Origin of the sequence: Streptococcus downei MFe28 (genome assembly GCF_900459175.1) — a bacterium.
Taxonomy (GTDB): domain Bacteria; phylum Bacillota; class Bacilli; order Lactobacillales; family Streptococcaceae; genus Streptococcus; species Streptococcus downei.
Genome location: NZ_UHFA01000002.1, coordinates 1,698,201 through 1,713,072, shown reverse-complemented (window position 1 = coordinate 1,713,072; position 14,872 = coordinate 1,698,201). Strand labels below are relative to the sequence as shown.

16 protein-coding genes, 3 pseudogenes and 1 riboswitch are annotated in these 14,872 nt (G+C 44.6%); of the genes and pseudogenes, 15 read left to right on the top strand and 4 right to left on the bottom strand.

Features of this window, described 5'->3' with window-relative positions; genetic code table 11:
* Nucleotides 1-7: 7 nt before the first annotated feature.
* Entirely contained in the window at nt 8-832 is an 825-nt protein-coding gene (locus tag DYE66_RS08200; protein ID WP_002997233.1) for a ZIP family metal transporter, read from the top strand.
* A 12-nt stretch (nt 833-844) separates the two neighbouring features.
* A complete protein-coding gene (locus DYE66_RS08195; protein WP_002997056.1) occupies nt 845-1,954 on the top strand; it encodes an NAD(P)/FAD-dependent oxidoreductase in 1,110 nt (369 codons plus the stop codon).
* 288 nt (nt 1,955-2,242) lie between these two features.
* Here the strand turns inward: DYE66_RS08195 and DYE66_RS08190 are convergent, their stop codons facing one another.
* The 3 genes and pseudogenes from DYE66_RS08190 to DYE66_RS08180 form a co-directional block, all read right to left on the bottom strand.
* Complete coding sequence (locus tag DYE66_RS08190; protein ID WP_002996627.1) at nt 2,243-2,434, bottom strand: hypothetical protein; 192 nt, start codon at nt 2,432-2,434, stop codon at nt 2,243-2,245.
* A 68-nt stretch (nt 2,435-2,502) separates the two neighbouring features.
* A pseudogene (locus tag DYE66_RS08185) lies at nt 2,503-3,314 on the bottom strand (sugar phosphate isomerase/epimerase).
* Nucleotides 3,315-3,439: 125 nt separating this feature from the next.
* Nucleotides 3,440-4,456: a lactonase family protein gene (locus tag DYE66_RS08180; protein ID WP_002997148.1), complete on the bottom strand. Its 1,017-nt coding sequence runs from the start codon at nt 4,454-4,456 to the stop codon at nt 3,440-3,442.
* A gap of 134 nt (nt 4,457-4,590) precedes the next feature.
* On the opposite strand from DYE66_RS08180, the gene DYE66_RS08175 reads away from it, so the two are divergent.
* The 7 genes and pseudogenes from DYE66_RS08175 to budA all read left to right on the top strand — a co-directional run bounded on the left by DYE66_RS08175 (nt 4,591) and on the right by budA (nt 10,515).
* Nucleotides 4,591-5,073, top strand: coding sequence for an NUDIX hydrolase (locus tag DYE66_RS08175; RefSeq protein WP_002997163.1), 483 nt, complete (start codon nt 4,591-4,593; stop codon nt 5,071-5,073).
* A gap of 8 nt (nt 5,074-5,081) precedes the next feature.
* Nucleotides 5,082-6,248: an AI-2E family transporter gene (locus DYE66_RS08170; protein WP_002997341.1), complete on the top strand. Its 1,167-nt coding sequence runs from the start codon at nt 5,082-5,084 to the stop codon at nt 6,246-6,248.
* Entirely contained in the window at nt 6,238-7,467 is a 1,230-nt protein-coding gene (locus tag DYE66_RS08165) for a tetratricopeptide repeat protein (protein ID WP_002997270.1), read from the top strand. The genes DYE66_RS08170 and DYE66_RS08165 overlap by 11 nt, the downstream gene beginning before the upstream one ends.
* Before the next feature lie 159 nt (nt 7,468-7,626).
* Nucleotides 7,627-7,734: pseudogene (locus tag DYE66_RS08160) on the top strand (YSIRK-type signal peptide-containing protein); the annotation flags it as partial.
* A 20-nt stretch (nt 7,735-7,754) separates the two neighbouring features.
* Nucleotides 7,755-7,844: pseudogene (locus tag DYE66_RS08155) on the top strand (SH3 domain-containing protein); the annotation flags it as partial.
* Between the two features lie 206 nt (nt 7,845-8,050).
* The gene (gene alsS / locus DYE66_RS08150) at nt 8,051-9,724 is read left to right on the top strand and encodes an acetolactate synthase AlsS (protein ID WP_002996842.1); all 1,674 of its coding nucleotides are present in this window, start codon (nt 8,051-8,053) and stop codon (nt 9,722-9,724) included.
* A 71-nt stretch (nt 9,725-9,795) separates the two neighbouring features.
* Nucleotides 9,796-10,515, top strand: coding sequence for an acetolactate decarboxylase (budA, locus tag DYE66_RS08145; RefSeq protein ID WP_002997380.1), 720 nt, complete (start codon nt 9,796-9,798; stop codon nt 10,513-10,515).
* A 96-nt stretch (nt 10,516-10,611) separates the two neighbouring features.
* On the opposite strand, the gene DYE66_RS08140 is transcribed toward budA, so the two are convergent.
* Entirely contained in the window at nt 10,612-11,064 is a 453-nt protein-coding gene (locus tag DYE66_RS08140) for a GtrA family protein (protein WP_115325110.1), read from the bottom strand.
* 77 nt (nt 11,065-11,141) lie between these two features.
* On the opposite strand from DYE66_RS08140, the gene DYE66_RS08135 reads away from it, so the two are divergent.
* From DYE66_RS08135 to DYE66_RS08105, 6 genes are all read left to right on the top strand, one after another.
* Nucleotides 11,142-11,537, top strand: a complete 396-nt coding sequence (locus DYE66_RS08135; RefSeq protein WP_019782915.1) for a hypothetical protein — start codon at nt 11,142-11,144, stop codon at nt 11,535-11,537.
* Between the two features lie 137 nt (nt 11,538-11,674).
* Nucleotides 11,675-12,211, top strand: coding sequence for a hypothetical protein (locus DYE66_RS08130; protein ID WP_002998124.1), 537 nt, complete (start codon nt 11,675-11,677; stop codon nt 12,209-12,211).
* A 19-nt stretch (nt 12,212-12,230) separates the two neighbouring features.
* The gene (locus DYE66_RS08125) at nt 12,231-12,410 is read left to right on the top strand and encodes a hypothetical protein (protein WP_002998282.1); all 180 of its coding nucleotides are present in this window, start codon (nt 12,231-12,233) and stop codon (nt 12,408-12,410) included.
* Nucleotides 12,411-12,944: 534 nt separating this feature from the next.
* Nucleotides 12,945-13,051, top strand: a riboswitch (PreQ1 riboswitch).
* The gene (locus DYE66_RS08120; protein WP_002998028.1) at nt 13,052-13,552 is read left to right on the top strand and encodes a QueT transporter family protein; all 501 of its coding nucleotides are present in this window, start codon (nt 13,052-13,054) and stop codon (nt 13,550-13,552) included. It abuts the riboswitch before it with no gap.
* A 114-nt stretch (nt 13,553-13,666) separates the two neighbouring features.
* On the top strand, nt 13,667-14,053 hold the full coding sequence (locus tag DYE66_RS11025) for a hypothetical protein (RefSeq protein ID WP_002997704.1): 387 nt from the start codon (nt 13,667-13,669) through the stop codon (nt 14,051-14,053).
* A gap of 348 nt (nt 14,054-14,401) precedes the next feature.
* A complete protein-coding gene (locus tag DYE66_RS08105; RefSeq protein WP_002998277.1) occupies nt 14,402-14,830 on the top strand; it encodes a transposase in 429 nt (142 codons plus the stop codon).
* Nucleotides 14,831-14,872: the final 42 nt, after the last annotated feature.

Below are 14,872 nucleotides of genomic sequence, written 5' to 3'. Positions count from 1 at the left end.
GTCAATCATGAATTGGATTTTATCGCAAAATGTTGTCCTCCTAGCCTTCCTAGCTGGGCTTTTCACCTGGGGCTGTACCATTCTTGGGGCAGCTATCGTTTTCTTCTTTAAGACTATAAGTCGCAGGCTTCTGGATACCATGATGGGTTTTGCGGCAGGGGTCATGATTGCTGCCTCCTTTTGGTCCCTCTTGGAGCCCTCCATCACTTATGCCAAGGCAGATTATGGAGGCTGGTCTTGGATTCCTGCAGCGGTCGGATTTTTGGTGGGCGGTCTTGCCCTTCGTCTGATTGATGCCCTGGTCCCCCACCTGCATTTGGATAAGGAGGATGTCAGTCAGGCTGAGGGCCTGCAGCCCCCTAAGAAGCTCTCCAAAACGGCCTTGCTCTTTCTAGCCATTACCATCCACAATTTCCCTGAAGGCCTGGCGGTCGGCGTAACCTTCGGTGCCCTAGCTGGTTGTCTTCCCAGCCAATCAGCTCTTCTAGGAGCTCTTGGCTTGGCCATCGGGATTGGTTTACAAAATGTCCCCGAGGGGGCAGCCTTGTCCATTCCTATTCGGACAGATGGTAAGTCACGATTGCGAGCCTTTTATCTGGGCTCTATGTCAGCCATTGTTGAACCCATCGGAGCCGTCTTAGGGGCAGGACTGGTTATGCTCATGATGCCCATTCTTCCCTACGCCCTCTCCTTTGCGGCTGGTGCTATGATTTTTGTTGTCGTGGAAGAACTAATTCCCGAGTCCCAGACCAATGGCAATACCGATATTGCTACTCTGGGGTTGATGCTGGGCTTTGTCATTATGATGGTCATGGATGTGGCCCTTGGTTAGGAGAATATTAGCATGAAAGTTGCTGTAGTAGGGGCAGGTATTGTTGGCGCAACAGCTGCCTATTACCTTTCAAAAGAAAATGATTATCAAGTGACGGTCTTTGATTACGGCCAAGGACAGGCCACCAAGGCAGCAGCAGGAATAATCAGTCCCTGGTTTTCCAAGCGACGCAATAAGGCTTGGTATAAAATGGCCCGTCTGGGTACGGATTTCTATCAAGAGCTGATAGCCGACTTACAGGCCGATGGCTGGGATACTAGTTTCTATAAGCAGACTGGCGTCTATCTCCTAAAGCGGGACCAAAGTAAGCTGGCTGAACTGAAAGCCCTAGCTAACAGTCGGCGAGAGGAGTCGCCCCTGATTGGTCAACTGGAGATTTTAAATCAAGCTCAGGTAGCTCAGCGGTTTCCGCATTTACAGGGCTTTGACCAGCTTCTCTATGCTTCTGGTGGTGCCCAAGTGGAAGGGGCTAATCTGACTAGGACCCTTTTGCAGGCCTCTGGTTGTCAGGTAATCAAGGACAAGGTTGGCCTCCAAGTCATGGCGGATGGCACCTATCAGATTGAGGGGCAGACCTTTGATAAGGTCTTACTGGCGACAGGAGCCTGGCTACCAGAAATTCTCCAGCCACTAGGCTACCAAGTGGATATCCGCCCTCAGAAGGGCCAGTTGCGAGATTACTTCTTTGAGGACTTACCGACCGTTGACCTACCCGTCGTCATGCCAGAAGGTGAACTGGACATCATTCCTTTTAAAGCAGGACAAATTTCAGTTGGAGCCAGCCACGAAAATGATCAAGGGTATGATTTGACACCAGACCCCCAAGTCTTGCAGGAATTAGAAAATCAGGCTCAGGCCTTTCTGCCTATATTGGCTCAAGCTAAAACCTATCAGGAGCGAGTGGGCACTCGGGCCTACACCAGTGACTTTGCTCCCTTTTACGGTCAAGTCCCTGAGCTAAAGAACGTCTATGCTGCCTCAGGTCTAGGCTCGTCAGGCTTAACAACAGGTCCTCTAATCGCCAAAGAATTAGTGCATCTTCTAGTCGGCAAAAAAGGCCAATTGGATTACCAGGATTATCCGATTGAACGTTATATAAAGTCAATCAAGTCAAAGGATTAAAAAGGCTTAGGATACCTTTTTATACTCAATGAAAATCGGAATTAGCCGAGGCAACGAACTGAAGACAGTACTGGAGTACGGCAAGGTGAGTTAACGATGGAAAGTTTTGATTTTCGAAGAGTATTGATCCAATTTATAGTGGTCGTTATCATTGAAAACCTCCATGAAACTCACAACTATAAAATTAGCCCTGACCGTTTTGGTTAGAGTCAATAAAAAGAGCCGAATTTAGTTTTCTCGGCTCTTTTATACGTTCTAAAGTAAGGCTAGGTAGCCTAGATGGCTTCTTTATTTACCAAAAAGTCCCTTAACCTTATCCAGGACACCATCGGCACCTTTGACGCCAGCCAAGAGGTCCTTGGCCTTATCGAGGTAGTCACCGAGGTCGTCCTTATGTTGGTCAATAAATTTTTGGGCAGCTGAGAAGTCTTTCTTCTCAATGAGTTCCTTGACTTGGTTAAATAATTCACTTGGATTCATGGTCTCTCTCCTTTTTATGTCTTTATTTTGTCTTAGACCCTTTTATTAAAGCATAAAACTTTTAAATATCAAACCAAATTGCTTAAAAACTTGTGGCTAGCCAGCTGTTCTTTAGGGTTATTGACATCCTTGACGACAATTTCATAGATGGCAGAAGCCTGGGGATTGAGCCTTTTTAGGACCTCTGGTCAATCCGTAATGCCCTTTCCCAGAGTCAGGCTGTCATGGTATTTGCCCATACTGTCGACCAGGTGGTAGTGGTGGCTATTGGGCCTTAACCTCTCCAAAGAGTCCAGCAGGACCTGATTGTCCCCCTGGGCCTTAATCAGGGCGTGGGAGGTATCAAAGGCTAGACGATAGCCCCTGTCCAATATTTCTTGGTCATAGTCGGGTCGCCAAAGAAGAAAATTGGCGAAATCCCATTTTCAAAGAGGATTTTCTGACCACCCAGCTGGCTGAAATAGTCCAAACGTTCAAAAGTGACTTGTCGGGCCATCTCCAGACTACCGTAGTATTCTAATACCTGAGGATTTTTAAGCTCATAAGAACCGTGAACCAAGACCTGACAATCATGGTCGAAGGCCAGATCCAGCAAATCGTTGGTTGATTTTTCCAAAAAATAGTAGAGTTCAGGCAGAAGCTTCTTTGGTGTAATCATCTCCAAAAACTCCCCATGATATTTCATGGGCTGGTGAAGGACGATGCGCTTAGTAGCTTGATTTTGAACCTCTAAAACGGCTTCCTTAAGGCGTCTGAGTCCTATCTGAGAAAAGTCATCTTGACTGGTATAAAATTCAAAAACCTCCGGTTTGTAACGGAGGCGACTGGCTAATTGCTGGGGGTCGGCAGAAGCCTTAAGTCCAAGAATGGGTTTAAACATGGGTGTTATCCTTGCTTTATACTCAATAAAAATCAAAAATAGCCAAGGCAACGAACTGCAGGCAGTACTTGGGTACGGAAAGGTGAATTAACGATGGATAGATTTGATTTTTGAAGAGTATTAAATTAGGGAAGAGGGCGATTGACTAAGCAGACCGCTTCGGGAACTTGAAAATCATGACTAACTTCGCTCAAGCGACCAGTATCCAAATTTCTGCGAAAAACCGTCACATTGTCCGAATCCTGATGGGCCACCAGAAGATAATTTTCATCAGCGCTCAGGCAGATGTCTCGTGGTGTTTCTCCATGAGTGGGAACGACATCAATCAAATGAATGTAGCCATCTAAAATAAAACGGTAGCAGGCGATAGAATTATGACCTCGGTTGGAGACATAGACGAACCAACCATCACTGGTCACCTTGATGGCAGCAGGAGCATTGAAGCCCTGGTAATCATCAAGGAGTGTTGGGATGACTTGATAGGCCTCAAAATTACCACAGCCCTGATAAATTAAATTATGAACGGATGAATCTAATTCGCAGACCACAAAAGCATGCTTAAAAATAGGATGGAAGGTCAGGTGACGAGGGCCACTGCCAGCCGGAAATTTGTAGTTGTCGATGGGTTGTACCAGGCCTGTCTCATTCAGGGCGTAGCTGGTCAATTCATCTGTCCCCAAGTCGCAGGTCAGGAGGTAGTGGTCAGGACTGATATCAGCAAAATGAACCCGAGCATGGCCTTGATTGGCATGGGGGCCAGACCCCTGATGGACAATCCGATTAACCAGGTCTAGGCTACCATCAGCTTGGCGTTTGTAAACCAGGGCTTGGCCTGTGTGGTAATTGGCTGAAAAGACCAAGTCTCGCTTGTCATCCCAACCCAGGTGGCAGGGAGCAGCACCATCTTCTAATACGGTATTAAGAGGCTGAAAACCAGCCGAATAGCTGGCAACTCCTCCCTGGTCTTGATGACTAGCAATACTATAGAGGCAATCATCGGGGCTAAAGGTTAGGTAAGTGGGATTTTCCTGCTCAGCCAGTAATTCTAGGTTGGACAGTTGCCCTGTTTCATTATCAAAATCAGCCTTGTAGATTCCTTGGGATTGGCGTTTGGTATAAGTCCCAAAATAGATTTCTTCCATGCTAGCCTTTCTAGATGAGGAAGCTGCCTCCCAAAAAGAAGGAGGACCAGTCCTCAAGCCTTATTTCTATAGAGAAATTATAGCATTTTTTTGTTAAAATAAATATACTATTGTAAGGAATGAAAGAAGGCAGCATGACCAAACTGGCAACCATCTGTTATATAGATAACGGCAAAGAACTTTTGTTGATGCTCCGCAACAAGAAGCCCAATGATGTCCATGAGGGTAAGTGGATTTCTGTTGGGGGCAAGTTAGAGGCTGGAGAAACCCCAGAAGACTGTGCCAAAAGGGAGATTTTCGAAGAGACCCATTTCACCGTCAAGGAAATGGATTTTAAGGGCATCATTACCTTTCCCGAATTTACACCTGGCCACGACTGGTACACCTATGTGTTCAAGGTGACAGATTTTGAAGGTGAGCTCATTTCTGATGAGGCATCCCGTGAGGGAACGTTAGAATGGGTTCCCTATGATCAGGTTCTCTCTAAGCCCACCTGGGAAGGGGACTATGAGATTTTCAAGTGGATTCTAGAAGACAAGCCCTTTTTCTCTGCCAAATTCACCTATGATTCAGCTGGGAAATTGGTTGAGAAGGCGGTTAAATTTTACGATAAATAAGGAATATCATGGATAAGAAAAACGAAAAATTTTACGAGAGTTGGTTTTACAAGTGGGTGGTTGACAATCGCTTTGTCAGCAGTCTGGTCATTTTAATTTTGACCTTCTTGGCTCTATATCTTTTGACCCGTATCAGCTTTATCTTCACGGCCTTAGCTGGCTTTCTAACGGTCATCATGTTGCCGATTGTCATTTCGGTTCTGCTTTATTACCTCCTCAAGCCCATTGTTAATTTTGTGGAGAAGCACCTGCCCATCAATCGGGTCATGGCCATCAGTCTAGTTTATCTGGTTATTGTTGGTCTCCTAATTTGGGGTGGTGCCAGCTTTTTCCCCATGTTGCAGGAACAGATTATGTCCTTTATCAATAATCTGCCCCACTATATCAAGTCAGTCGAAAGACAGGTGAATCAGGTTATTGCGGACAATCGCTTTGAGGCCATCCGTCCCCAACTGGAAGACTGGGTCAACAACTACAGTAGCAAGGCTATTGGCTATGCTGAGAATTTTTCTAAAAATATTGTCAGCTGGGCTGGCGATTTCGCCTCAGCTGTTACTCGAGTGGCCATCGCCATCATCATGATGCCCTTTATCGTTTTTTACCTCTTGCGTGACAGCGATAAACTTAAAGGCTCCATCCTTAAGACCTTCCCTGTCAAATGGCGCAAGCCTCTGTCTCGGATTCTCAGCGATGTCAACACGCAGTGGCAGGGCTATGTTCAGGGGCAGGTGACCGTGGCTATCGTGGTTGGTATTATGTTTTCTATCCTCTTTAGCCTGATTGACCTGCGCTATGCTGTGGCCTTGGGAATCCTGGCTGGAGTTCTCAACCTCATTCCCTATCTGGGGAGCTTCTTGGCTATGCTGCCAGCTATTATCCTTGGTCTGGTGGCTGGACCCTGGATGTTGATCAAGGTCCTGATTGTCTTTGCGGTTGAGCAGACCATTGAAGGACGTTTTGTGTCCCCCCTGGTCTTGGGCACCAAGCTCAGTATCCACCCCATCATGATTCTCTTTATCCTCTTGGCCTCGGGTTCAGTCTTTGGTGTCTGGGGTGTGCTACTTGGAATTCCAGTCTATTCAGCCCTGAAAGTTGTCGTCAAAGAAATCTTCGATTGGTATCGTGATTTCAGTGGCTTATACAATGAAGAAAGTGAGCAGGAACGTGCTAAATAGTGAAAAAATGATTGCCTCCCTAGACCAGGGAGATTTGGACCATGCCAATAAATATTTCAAAAAAGCCTTGGCGAATGATGACGCCGAGACTCTTTTGTCTCTAGCCCAGTATCTAGAGAGTATAGGATTTTTACCTCAAGCCAAGGAAATCTACCTCCAGGAGTTGGCTACTTATCCCGATGTCGCCATCAATTTAGCCCAGATTGCAGCTGAAGATGGCCAACTAGAAGAGGCCTTTGGCTATCTGGATACCATTGGTCCAGACGATGAAAATTACCTATCTGCCCTTATGGTCACGGCCGACCTCTATGATATGGAAGGCTTAAGCGATGTGGCCAGGGAGAAAATGCTAGAGGCTTCTCAAATCAGTCAGGAGCCTCTGGTCATCTTTGGCCTGGCGGAACTGGATTACCAGCTGGAAAATTATGACCAAGCGATTAAGGAATATGCCCAACTGGATAACCGAGACATCCTAGAAACCACGGGGATTTCTACCTACCAAAGAATTGGGCGGGCCTACGCCAGCCTAGGAAAGTTTGAAGCAGCCATTGAGTTTCTCGAAAAGGCTGTCCAGATTGAATATGAAGATGCTACGGTCTTTGAGTTGGCCACTATTCTCTATGACCAAGAGGAGTATCAGAAGGCCAACCTCTATTTCAAACAGCTAGATACCATAAACCCTGACTTTGAGGGCTACGAATACGTCTATGCCCTCTCCCTGCATGAGGAGCATAGGATTCAAGAAGCCCTCAAACTAGCCCAGCAGGGTCTATCCAAGAATGAGTTTGATAGTCGGCTCTTGCTTCTGGCCTCCCAGCTCTCCTATGAAAACCACGATAGTAAGGTCGCCGAAAGCTACCTCCTATCGGCCAGGGATTTGGCTGAGGATTTGGAGGAGGTGCTGATGCGCCTATCCAACCTCTATCTGGAAGAGGAGCGCTATCAGGATGTTCTCGCCTTGGAGCAAGAGGATATTGATAGTGTCCTAACCAAGTGGAATCTGGCCAAGGCCTATCAGGCCCTTGAGCGAGAAGAAGCCCTAGAGCATTTTCAAGCCATTGCTGAGGACCTCAAGGATAATCCCGAATTCCTCCAAGATTACGCCTATATTCTAAGAGAATTCGGTTACCATGACCGAGCCCGTCAAATCGCCCAGCACTATCTCCAACTGGTACCAGACGATATGAATATGGCGGACTTCTTGACAGACGAAAATTGAACCATCAGCTGAGCCTCTAAGGGGGCTTTTTTATTATGCAAAAACAACATCATGACAAAAAAAGTTACAATATTACAAAACAATGTTGAAAACGCTTTCTCTTAGTGCTATAATAAGTTTAGAAATTAATTCATAATTCTAATGAAAGGGGTTCCGACAATGAAAAAATACATGGCCCTGCATGAAAAACAACGGTTTTCCATTCGCAAATATTCCTTTGGTGCTGCCTCAGTCCCGCTAGGGGCCAGTCTCTTCTTGGCTAGTCAGGTGTAGCTGGTCAAGCCGTTAACTACGATAGTATTAAAACGGCCGAAGGTAAGACATGGATTTCTTACATCGCTTATAGTGGCAACCGTCGCTATATTGCCATTGATTAGTCAAAAGTTCTCAATCGGCTCACCTTTAGGAGGTGGGCCTTTTTGAGCTCCAGCCTTAATGCTCATCATTTCACAAACTTTAGGACTAGAATTTAGGAAGAAACGTGCTATAATGTGACTTACATGATGTAAAAATCAAAAAGAAACTTTGTGAAATTCTTTGTCACCAGAGCTTCTTTTTTATTGTTAGAAAGTTGGGTAAAGTAATGACAGAAGAAAAAATTTATGGGGCCGATCTAGTTGTTGATAGTCTCATTAATCATGATGTCAAATATGTTTTCGGAATTCCTGGAGCCAAGATTGACCGAGTTTTTGATACCTTGGAAGACAAGGGGCCTGAATTGATTGTAGCCCGCCATGAACAAAATGCGGTCTTTATGGCTCAGGGGGTAGGACGAATAACGGGTCAACCTGGAGTTGTGATAACAACCTCTGGTCCTGGAGTTTCTAATATGGCTACCGGTCTAGTGACCGCAACCGATGAAGGCGACCCTGTCCTTGCCATTGGTGGCCAAGTTAAGAGGGCTGATTTGCTTAAGAGGGCTCACCAGTCCATGAACAATATGGCCATGATGGCTCCCATTACCAAGTATGCTGCCGAGGTCCAAGAACCTAATACCATTTCTGAAACCTTGGCTAACGCCTATCGCTATGCTAAATTGGGTAAGCCAGGAGCCAGCTTTATTTCTATCCCTCAGGATGTGACTGATAGCCAGGTTTCTGTCAAGGCCATTAAACCTCTGACCGATCCCAAGATGGGCTCAGCCTCGGTTGATGATATTAATTATCTGGCTCAGGCCATCCGCAATGCGGCACTGCCTGTTTTACTTTTGGGAAATGGTGCTTCCACCAGTCGGGTGACTGGGGCTCTCCGTCGTCTCTTAGAGGCCGTTAAATTACCTGTTGTCGAAACCTTCCAAGGGGCAGGAATTGTCTCACGTGAGTTAGAAGAAGAAACCTTTTTCGGTCGGGTAGGCCTCTTTCGTAACCAACCAGGGGACATGCTACTCAAGCGCTCTGACTTAGTGATTGCTATTGGCTATGACCCAATCGAATATGAAGCTCGCAACTGGAATGCTGAAATCTCAGCCCGCATTGTCGTTATTGATACGGATACAGCTGAAATTGACACCTATTTCCAACCCGAGCGAGAATTAATCGGTAATATTGAAGAGACCATTGACCTACTCTTGCCAGCTATTTCTGGCTACCGCTTGCCAGAAGGTTCTGTTGACTACCTAAAAAATTTGAAGAAGGAGTTGGCTGGTGACCTTAAGTTTGATACCAATTCTCAAGCTGGCCTCCTTCACCCTTTGGATGTAATTGAGGTTCTTCAAGACCAAGTTACTGATGATATGACGGTGACGGTTGATGTGGGCAGTCACTATATCTGGATGGCCCGTTATTTCAAGTCCTATGAAGCCCGCCACCTGCTCTTTTCCAACGGGATGCAGACCCTGGGTGTTGCCCTGCCTTGGGCTATCTCGGCAGCCCTCCTACGGCCCAATACCAAAATCGTCTCCATTTCTGGGGATGGTGGTTTCCTCTTTTCCGCTCAAGAGTTGGAAACAGCAGTCCGTCTCAAACTGCCGATTGTCCATATCATTTGGAATGATGGTAAGTATGACATGGTTAAATTCCAGGAAGAAAAGAAGTATGGTCGTGCTTCAGGGGTTGACTTTGGACCAGTTGATTTTGTAAAATATGCGGAGAGTTTCGGTGCCAAGGGCTATCGGGTCGATAGCAAGGACAGCTTCCAAGCCACTCTTAGGCAAGCTCTGGCAGAGGCTAATCAAGGACCTGTATTAATTGATATCCCAATTGATTACAAGGATAATACAGCCCTAGCTGAGACTATCCTACCAGAAGAATTTTATTAAGACCTCTGGCTTACCTTGTATAAGGGATGTTTTGCCCTCAGACTCTTACATAAGAAAGAAGGAAAAAAGACATGGCTGAAGTCATTAAACTTTTTCAGTATAATACCTTAAATGCCCTCTTTGCTGGTCTCTACGATGGTTCTATGACCATCGGGGAGTTGCTCAAGCACGGAGACCTAGGCATTGGGACCCTAGATTCTATTGATGGGGAGTTGGTGGTCCTTGATGGCAAGGCTTATCAAACGACTAGTAAAAATGGCAATCTCAAGGTGGTTGAAGTAGCTCCAACAACGAAGGTTCCCTATGCGGCTGTAGTTCCCCACCAAGCAGAAGTGGTTTTTAAGCAACGTTATGAAACGACCGATAAGGAATTGGAAGATCGTATAGAATCCTACTATGATGGGGCTAATCTCTTTCGTTCTATCAAAATTAAGGGACATTTCAAACACATGCACGTCCGCATGATTCCCCAAGCCCAAAGCGGGGAAAAGTTTGCAGAAGTAGCGACCCGTCAGCCTGAGTATACAGCTGAAGATGTTTCGGGGACCATTGTTGGTTTTTGGACACCGGAAATGTTCCATGGGGTTAGCGTCGCTGGTTACCATCTTCACTTTATTTCCGAGGATTTCTCCTTTGGTGGCCACGTCATGGACTTTGTCATGACAGACGGTACCGTTGAAATTGGCCCCGTCGACCAGTTGGACCAACGCTTCCCAGTCCAAGACCGCAACTATCTCTTTGCCAAGTTTAATTTAGACGAATTAAAAGAAGATATTAATAAATCCGAATAGAAGGACTAGGATTGCTAGCCTTTCGACCACCAAGCTTAAGTAAACCCAAAAAGGCCGACCTCATGCAGTAGTGAGGTCGGCCTTTTTAGCTAGTATTCAGTCTATTTTTTTATTATCAAAGATGAAGAGTTTACTCAGGATATAATTGATGAGGATGATTAGAATTTGACTAATAACCCCGACAACTCCATTGACGATTTCTAGATTGTCATTAAAGAATTGACCAATTAAATGGGGATAGCTAGTGACGAAGACAAAAGTCATTCCAAAATCAAGCCCCAGGGTTAGCAAGCGAGCAGTCGTAAACTTGATAAAACGGGGGAACCAACCAGACCTTGCTTGATTAAAGACCCAAATGTCATTGGTGACAAAAGCGAAAATAATAGCGATAGCATTGGCAATAACGGTTGTTGTTAGGGGCATCTTTAGGAGGGCAAAGAGGCCAATCCGGCTAATCAGATAGACTAGTGTGGTCAAGCCACCAAAGAAGAGATACTTCATGGCTTCATTATTCCATGCCCAAATAATTAGTGATTTAATTTTTTTCATATCATTACTTTAGCATAAATGTCACGGATATGCTAGAATTGATAGAAAGTCCAGATGAAAATAGAAAGAAAACTTTTATGAAAGCTTGGCAGATTCCTTTGGTCCTAGTATGGATACTTGCTTTAATTATTATTTTTCCAGGGAACTGGCTCCTGTCCTTGCACGGCCTAGCATGGGAAACCAAGATTATGCATATTGGCCTCATGCTTTTAATTCCTAGTCCCAGCCTGGCTGCCTACCTACTGGGCAAGCTGTCCTGGTGGAAGACTGTCCTTTTGGCCCTAGTTCCGACCTTGATGACCTTTATCTTGGTAACGACCTTTGGCATTGCCCCCTTTTCCAACTATCGCGACCAAGGCCCCTATCTGGTCAGTGAAGAGGGACATTTCAAGAGGACTCACGACGACTATCATTTAAAAGTTAATAATTTTGTCATGGAAAAGAAGGTTGTGAAAACAGTAGATTTGGATTAGGAGAAGGAGATGAAGAAGGAAAGATTTAGGAGGTTCATAGGAATCTTGGTTAGTATTATCGTGGTACTAGCCTTTTTCCTGTTTCCAGACTTACTTGATTTTCCAAGTCGTTTATTTAGTATTTTTAAGGATATTTTATGTTTGGTTTATTTTGGGATTTGCCTGTCCTTTACTTTGGTCTCTTACTATACTGGACTTTTCGCAAGAGTCAAGTCTGGGAGGAGCGGACCAAGTTCGCAAAGTTTCTCTTTGGACTGAGGTGGAGCCTTCTGGCTCTCTATGTCCTTAGTTTGGCGGGATTCTACTTAGCTCAACTAATCCTTGAGGCCAAGGGACTGATGTGGTTGTCCTGGTACTCCAGGCGGGCTATGTGTCTTCTGGCCCTGTCTCCTTTTATCATCGCTCTTCTTCTACCAACCCCTCCCTCGGGGAAAGTGCTAATGAAGAAGTCTTTCCTGGTGCTCGTTCTTGGTCCCTTTATAGCTTTTTCTATTTTTACTTTGAGCGTTGGAGGTTCCGCAGACCCAGTATCTGACTATTCCTACCAGGGTTCCTATGTTGTTCTTCGGGAGGGCTATTTGCAGAGTGAGCATTTGACTTACCGTCACAAGCTTAATCAGTTTGTGATGGAAAAGAAAATTGTAAAGACGGTCTATTTTGATAGAAAACCGTAATGAATTTTAGGAGGAGAAAATGAAGAAAGTCGCTAGCTTTTTACTCATTGCTTTACTCTTGTCCTTCCTAGTCTGGGGTGGGGAGGAACTCTTTTTGTCACCGACTTTTGTGGTCTTAATGGTTCTTGACCTAATTTTTGCCGGCATTGTTATTGGGCTAAAAAATACCCCTGCCTGGCGGATTGGCTTAATTTGCTAGCTGACCTTGCTGGCTCTGACTTTCTTGGGTGATTGGCTTGGTCCTCAAGCCCTTGAGAATTTAAGCTGGACTCCCCTCATTCGGCAGGGGAGGGTTATGGCCCTGATTCTCCTTCCTTTTTGCCTTGTTCTAGGTGATTCCAGTCTGAAAGAAAAGGAGAAAGGCTGAATTTTTTCTTCTGGCATTTTAACTAGTCTCCTGTTGGTTCTCTGTCTCAAGGGACTGGGGTCAACCGAGTATGGTCTAGGTCCCTTTTGCCAAAGTCGTAGCCTAGGGGCGGACATTTTAGTCAAAGAAGGCCAAATGCAGACAGAGCATTATTCTTTCTACCATCGTCGAAATTTACTGATGATGGAGGCTAAACCTTACAAGCGAATTTTTGTGGACCAAGAGGAGTTCCAGCATATCTCACTTGAAGATTGATGCTCTATAGAATTTGTCCAAGCTCGACTAGCAAGTCATCTAGCTTAAGCTAGTCTAATTTTATCAAGCATAAGCTAGTCGAATTCTAGGAGCTTCTTTTTTCTTTTGACTTGTGCTATACTGATAAAGCTGATTTCCAGCCCTTGGTGCTTAGCTCTTTTCACCAAGCATACTATAAGCAGAAGTATTTCTTTTTTTCTGCTAAAGGAGAATATTTAATGAAATTTACCGTTCGTGATTTGGTACAAATCGCCTTGGTGGCAGCTCTCTATTTTATTCTGACAGCTATGCCCCCTTTTAATGCTATTAGCTATGGAGCCTACCAGTTCCGCTTGTCAGAGATGCTTAACTTCTTGGCCTTCTATAAGCGCAAATATATTATTGCCCTGACTTTGGGTTGTGCCATCTCTAATTTTTACAGTTTTGGCCTAATCGATGTTCTTGTCGGAAGTGCTCAGAGCTTGATTGTTGTCAGTCTGGGGGTCTACCTTTTCAAGAAATTTATGGACCAAAGCATTTTAGGCTATAATCTGGCCTTTTTCTACTTTAGCTTGTTCTTTTCAGCTAGTATGTTCATCATTGCTGCTGAATTGAATTTGGTCAGCCAGGCTCCCTTCTTCTTTACTTGGATGACAACAGCCCTGGGAGAGTTAGCCTCCTTGCTTGTCGGCGGTTATCTCATCGGCCTGCTAGCAAAACGCATCGATTTAACTAAATAAATGAAAATGCCTTTCCTTTTGGGCAATGACATTAAGCTAAGTGTTCCCCTACCATCAGTTTATATGGTAGGGGCTTTTTTTCTGTGCTAGACTAAGGTTAGGAGGTGACTTATCATGCTCAATCAGATTAAACATACCTTTTCTAAAGCTCTAGCATCCCTACTCACTCATCCCAAACCATTTATTGTTAAGCCTGACCAACAGTTCGTACGACGAAGTTCCTTATCTCTAGAAAAGATGGTCAATGCTATCCTAGGGATGGGTGGAAAAACCTTATCGAAAGAATTGCTTGATTTAAAATTAGATGTGACAAATTCAGCTTTTGTTCAAAGGCGCTATCAGATTAAATCCGATTTGTTCAAATCACTCTTTGACTCTTTTACGGACAGGATTCCTAACCATATTGACCTGCCAATTCTTGCCATTGACGGGAGTGATGTTTCCATCCCTAGAAATGATCAAGATTATGAGACTTGCATCATCGCCTCTCATTCGGATTAAGGACGGCTCCTATGGTATCAAAGGGAAAGTGAACTTACCTGCTTCTCCCTGCTTTGACCAAACTTTTCATCTGATCTTATGTCGATAACAAACGAAAGATTGGAAGCAGGTTTACCAGCAATTTCCAAACCACTTCCGGTTTTTACCAAAGACTAGTCGATTTGATTTTTTATCCGAGAAAAGTCGAACGCAAGATATCCAGACTTACTTCTTAGGGTTTAGAATGGTACGCTTAGAGGTGGCGCCAGGTAGCTACGAAACCTTAATCACCAATACTGATACTCTTCGAAAATCAAAATTTTCCGTCGTTAACTCACCTTGCCGTACCCCAGTACTGTCTTCAGTTCGTTGCCTCGGCTAATTTCGATTTTCATTGAGTATGATTATCCTATTGAACAATTAAAAAGCCTCTATACCAGCAGATGGGGCATAGAGACGAGTTTTCATCAGCTAAAATATAGTATTGGATTGGTCAATTTTCATGCAAAAAAGAAGGAAGGGATACTCCAAGAAATCTATGCCCGCTTAATCAACTTTAACTTTTGCCAATGGCTAGCCTCGCAAGTAATCATCAATAAATCTGGTAGAACGTATGATTATCAGATTTGTTTTTCAGATGCAGCTTATGCTTCTAGGCTATTCTTTATTGGAGTTCTCTCTTCCCCTAAGGTAGAAGCCTACCTCAAGAAACACTTAACACCAGTTCGACCGAAGCGATCCTTTGAACGACGATTACACCCACAAACTGTTGTTAGTTTCGCCTACAGAGTATCATAAATTCGAAAAAATTAGGTTGAAAAAACTTTCTTTAGTGTACTC

Bases quoted from the DNA above. Each gene is read 5' to 3' on its own strand.
- DYE66_RS08200 (WP_002997233.1), top strand. From the start codon at position 8: ATGAATTGGATTTTATCGCAAAATGTTGTCCTCCTAGCCTTCCTAGCT.
- DYE66_RS08195 (WP_002997056.1), top strand. From the start codon at position 845: ATGAAAGTTGCTGTAGTAGGGGCAGGTATTGTTGGCGCAACAGCTGCC.
- DYE66_RS08190 (WP_002996627.1), bottom strand. From the start codon at position 2,434: ATGAATCCAAGTGAATTATTTAACCAAGTCAAGGAACTCATTGAGAAG.
- DYE66_RS08180 (WP_002997148.1), bottom strand. From the start codon at position 4,456: ATGGAAGAAATCTATTTTGGGACTTATACCAAACGCCAATCCCAAGGA.
- DYE66_RS08175 (WP_002997163.1), top strand. From the start codon at position 4,591: ATGACCAAACTGGCAACCATCTGTTATATAGATAACGGCAAAGAACTT.
- DYE66_RS08170 (WP_002997341.1), top strand. From the start codon at position 5,082: ATGGATAAGAAAAACGAAAAATTTTACGAGAGTTGGTTTTACAAGTGG.
- alsS (WP_002996842.1), top strand. From the start codon at position 8,051: ATGACAGAAGAAAAAATTTATGGGGCCGATCTAGTTGTTGATAGTCTC.
- budA (WP_002997380.1), top strand. From the start codon at position 9,796: ATGGCTGAAGTCATTAAACTTTTTCAGTATAATACCTTAAATGCCCTC.
- DYE66_RS08140 (WP_115325110.1), bottom strand. From the start codon at position 11,064: ATGAAAAAAATTAAATCACTAATTATTTGGGCATGGAATAATGAAGCC.
- DYE66_RS08135 (WP_019782915.1), top strand. From the start codon at position 11,142: ATGAAAGCTTGGCAGATTCCTTTGGTCCTAGTATGGATACTTGCTTTA.
- DYE66_RS08130 (WP_002998124.1), top strand. From the start codon at position 11,675: ATGTTTGGTTTATTTTGGGATTTGCCTGTCCTTTACTTTGGTCTCTTA.
- DYE66_RS08125 (WP_002998282.1), top strand. From the start codon at position 12,231: ATGAAGAAAGTCGCTAGCTTTTTACTCATTGCTTTACTCTTGTCCTTC.
- DYE66_RS08120 (WP_002998028.1), top strand. From the start codon at position 13,052: ATGAAATTTACCGTTCGTGATTTGGTACAAATCGCCTTGGTGGCAGCT.
- DYE66_RS11025 (WP_002997704.1), top strand. From the start codon at position 13,667: ATGCTCAATCAGATTAAACATACCTTTTCTAAAGCTCTAGCATCCCTA.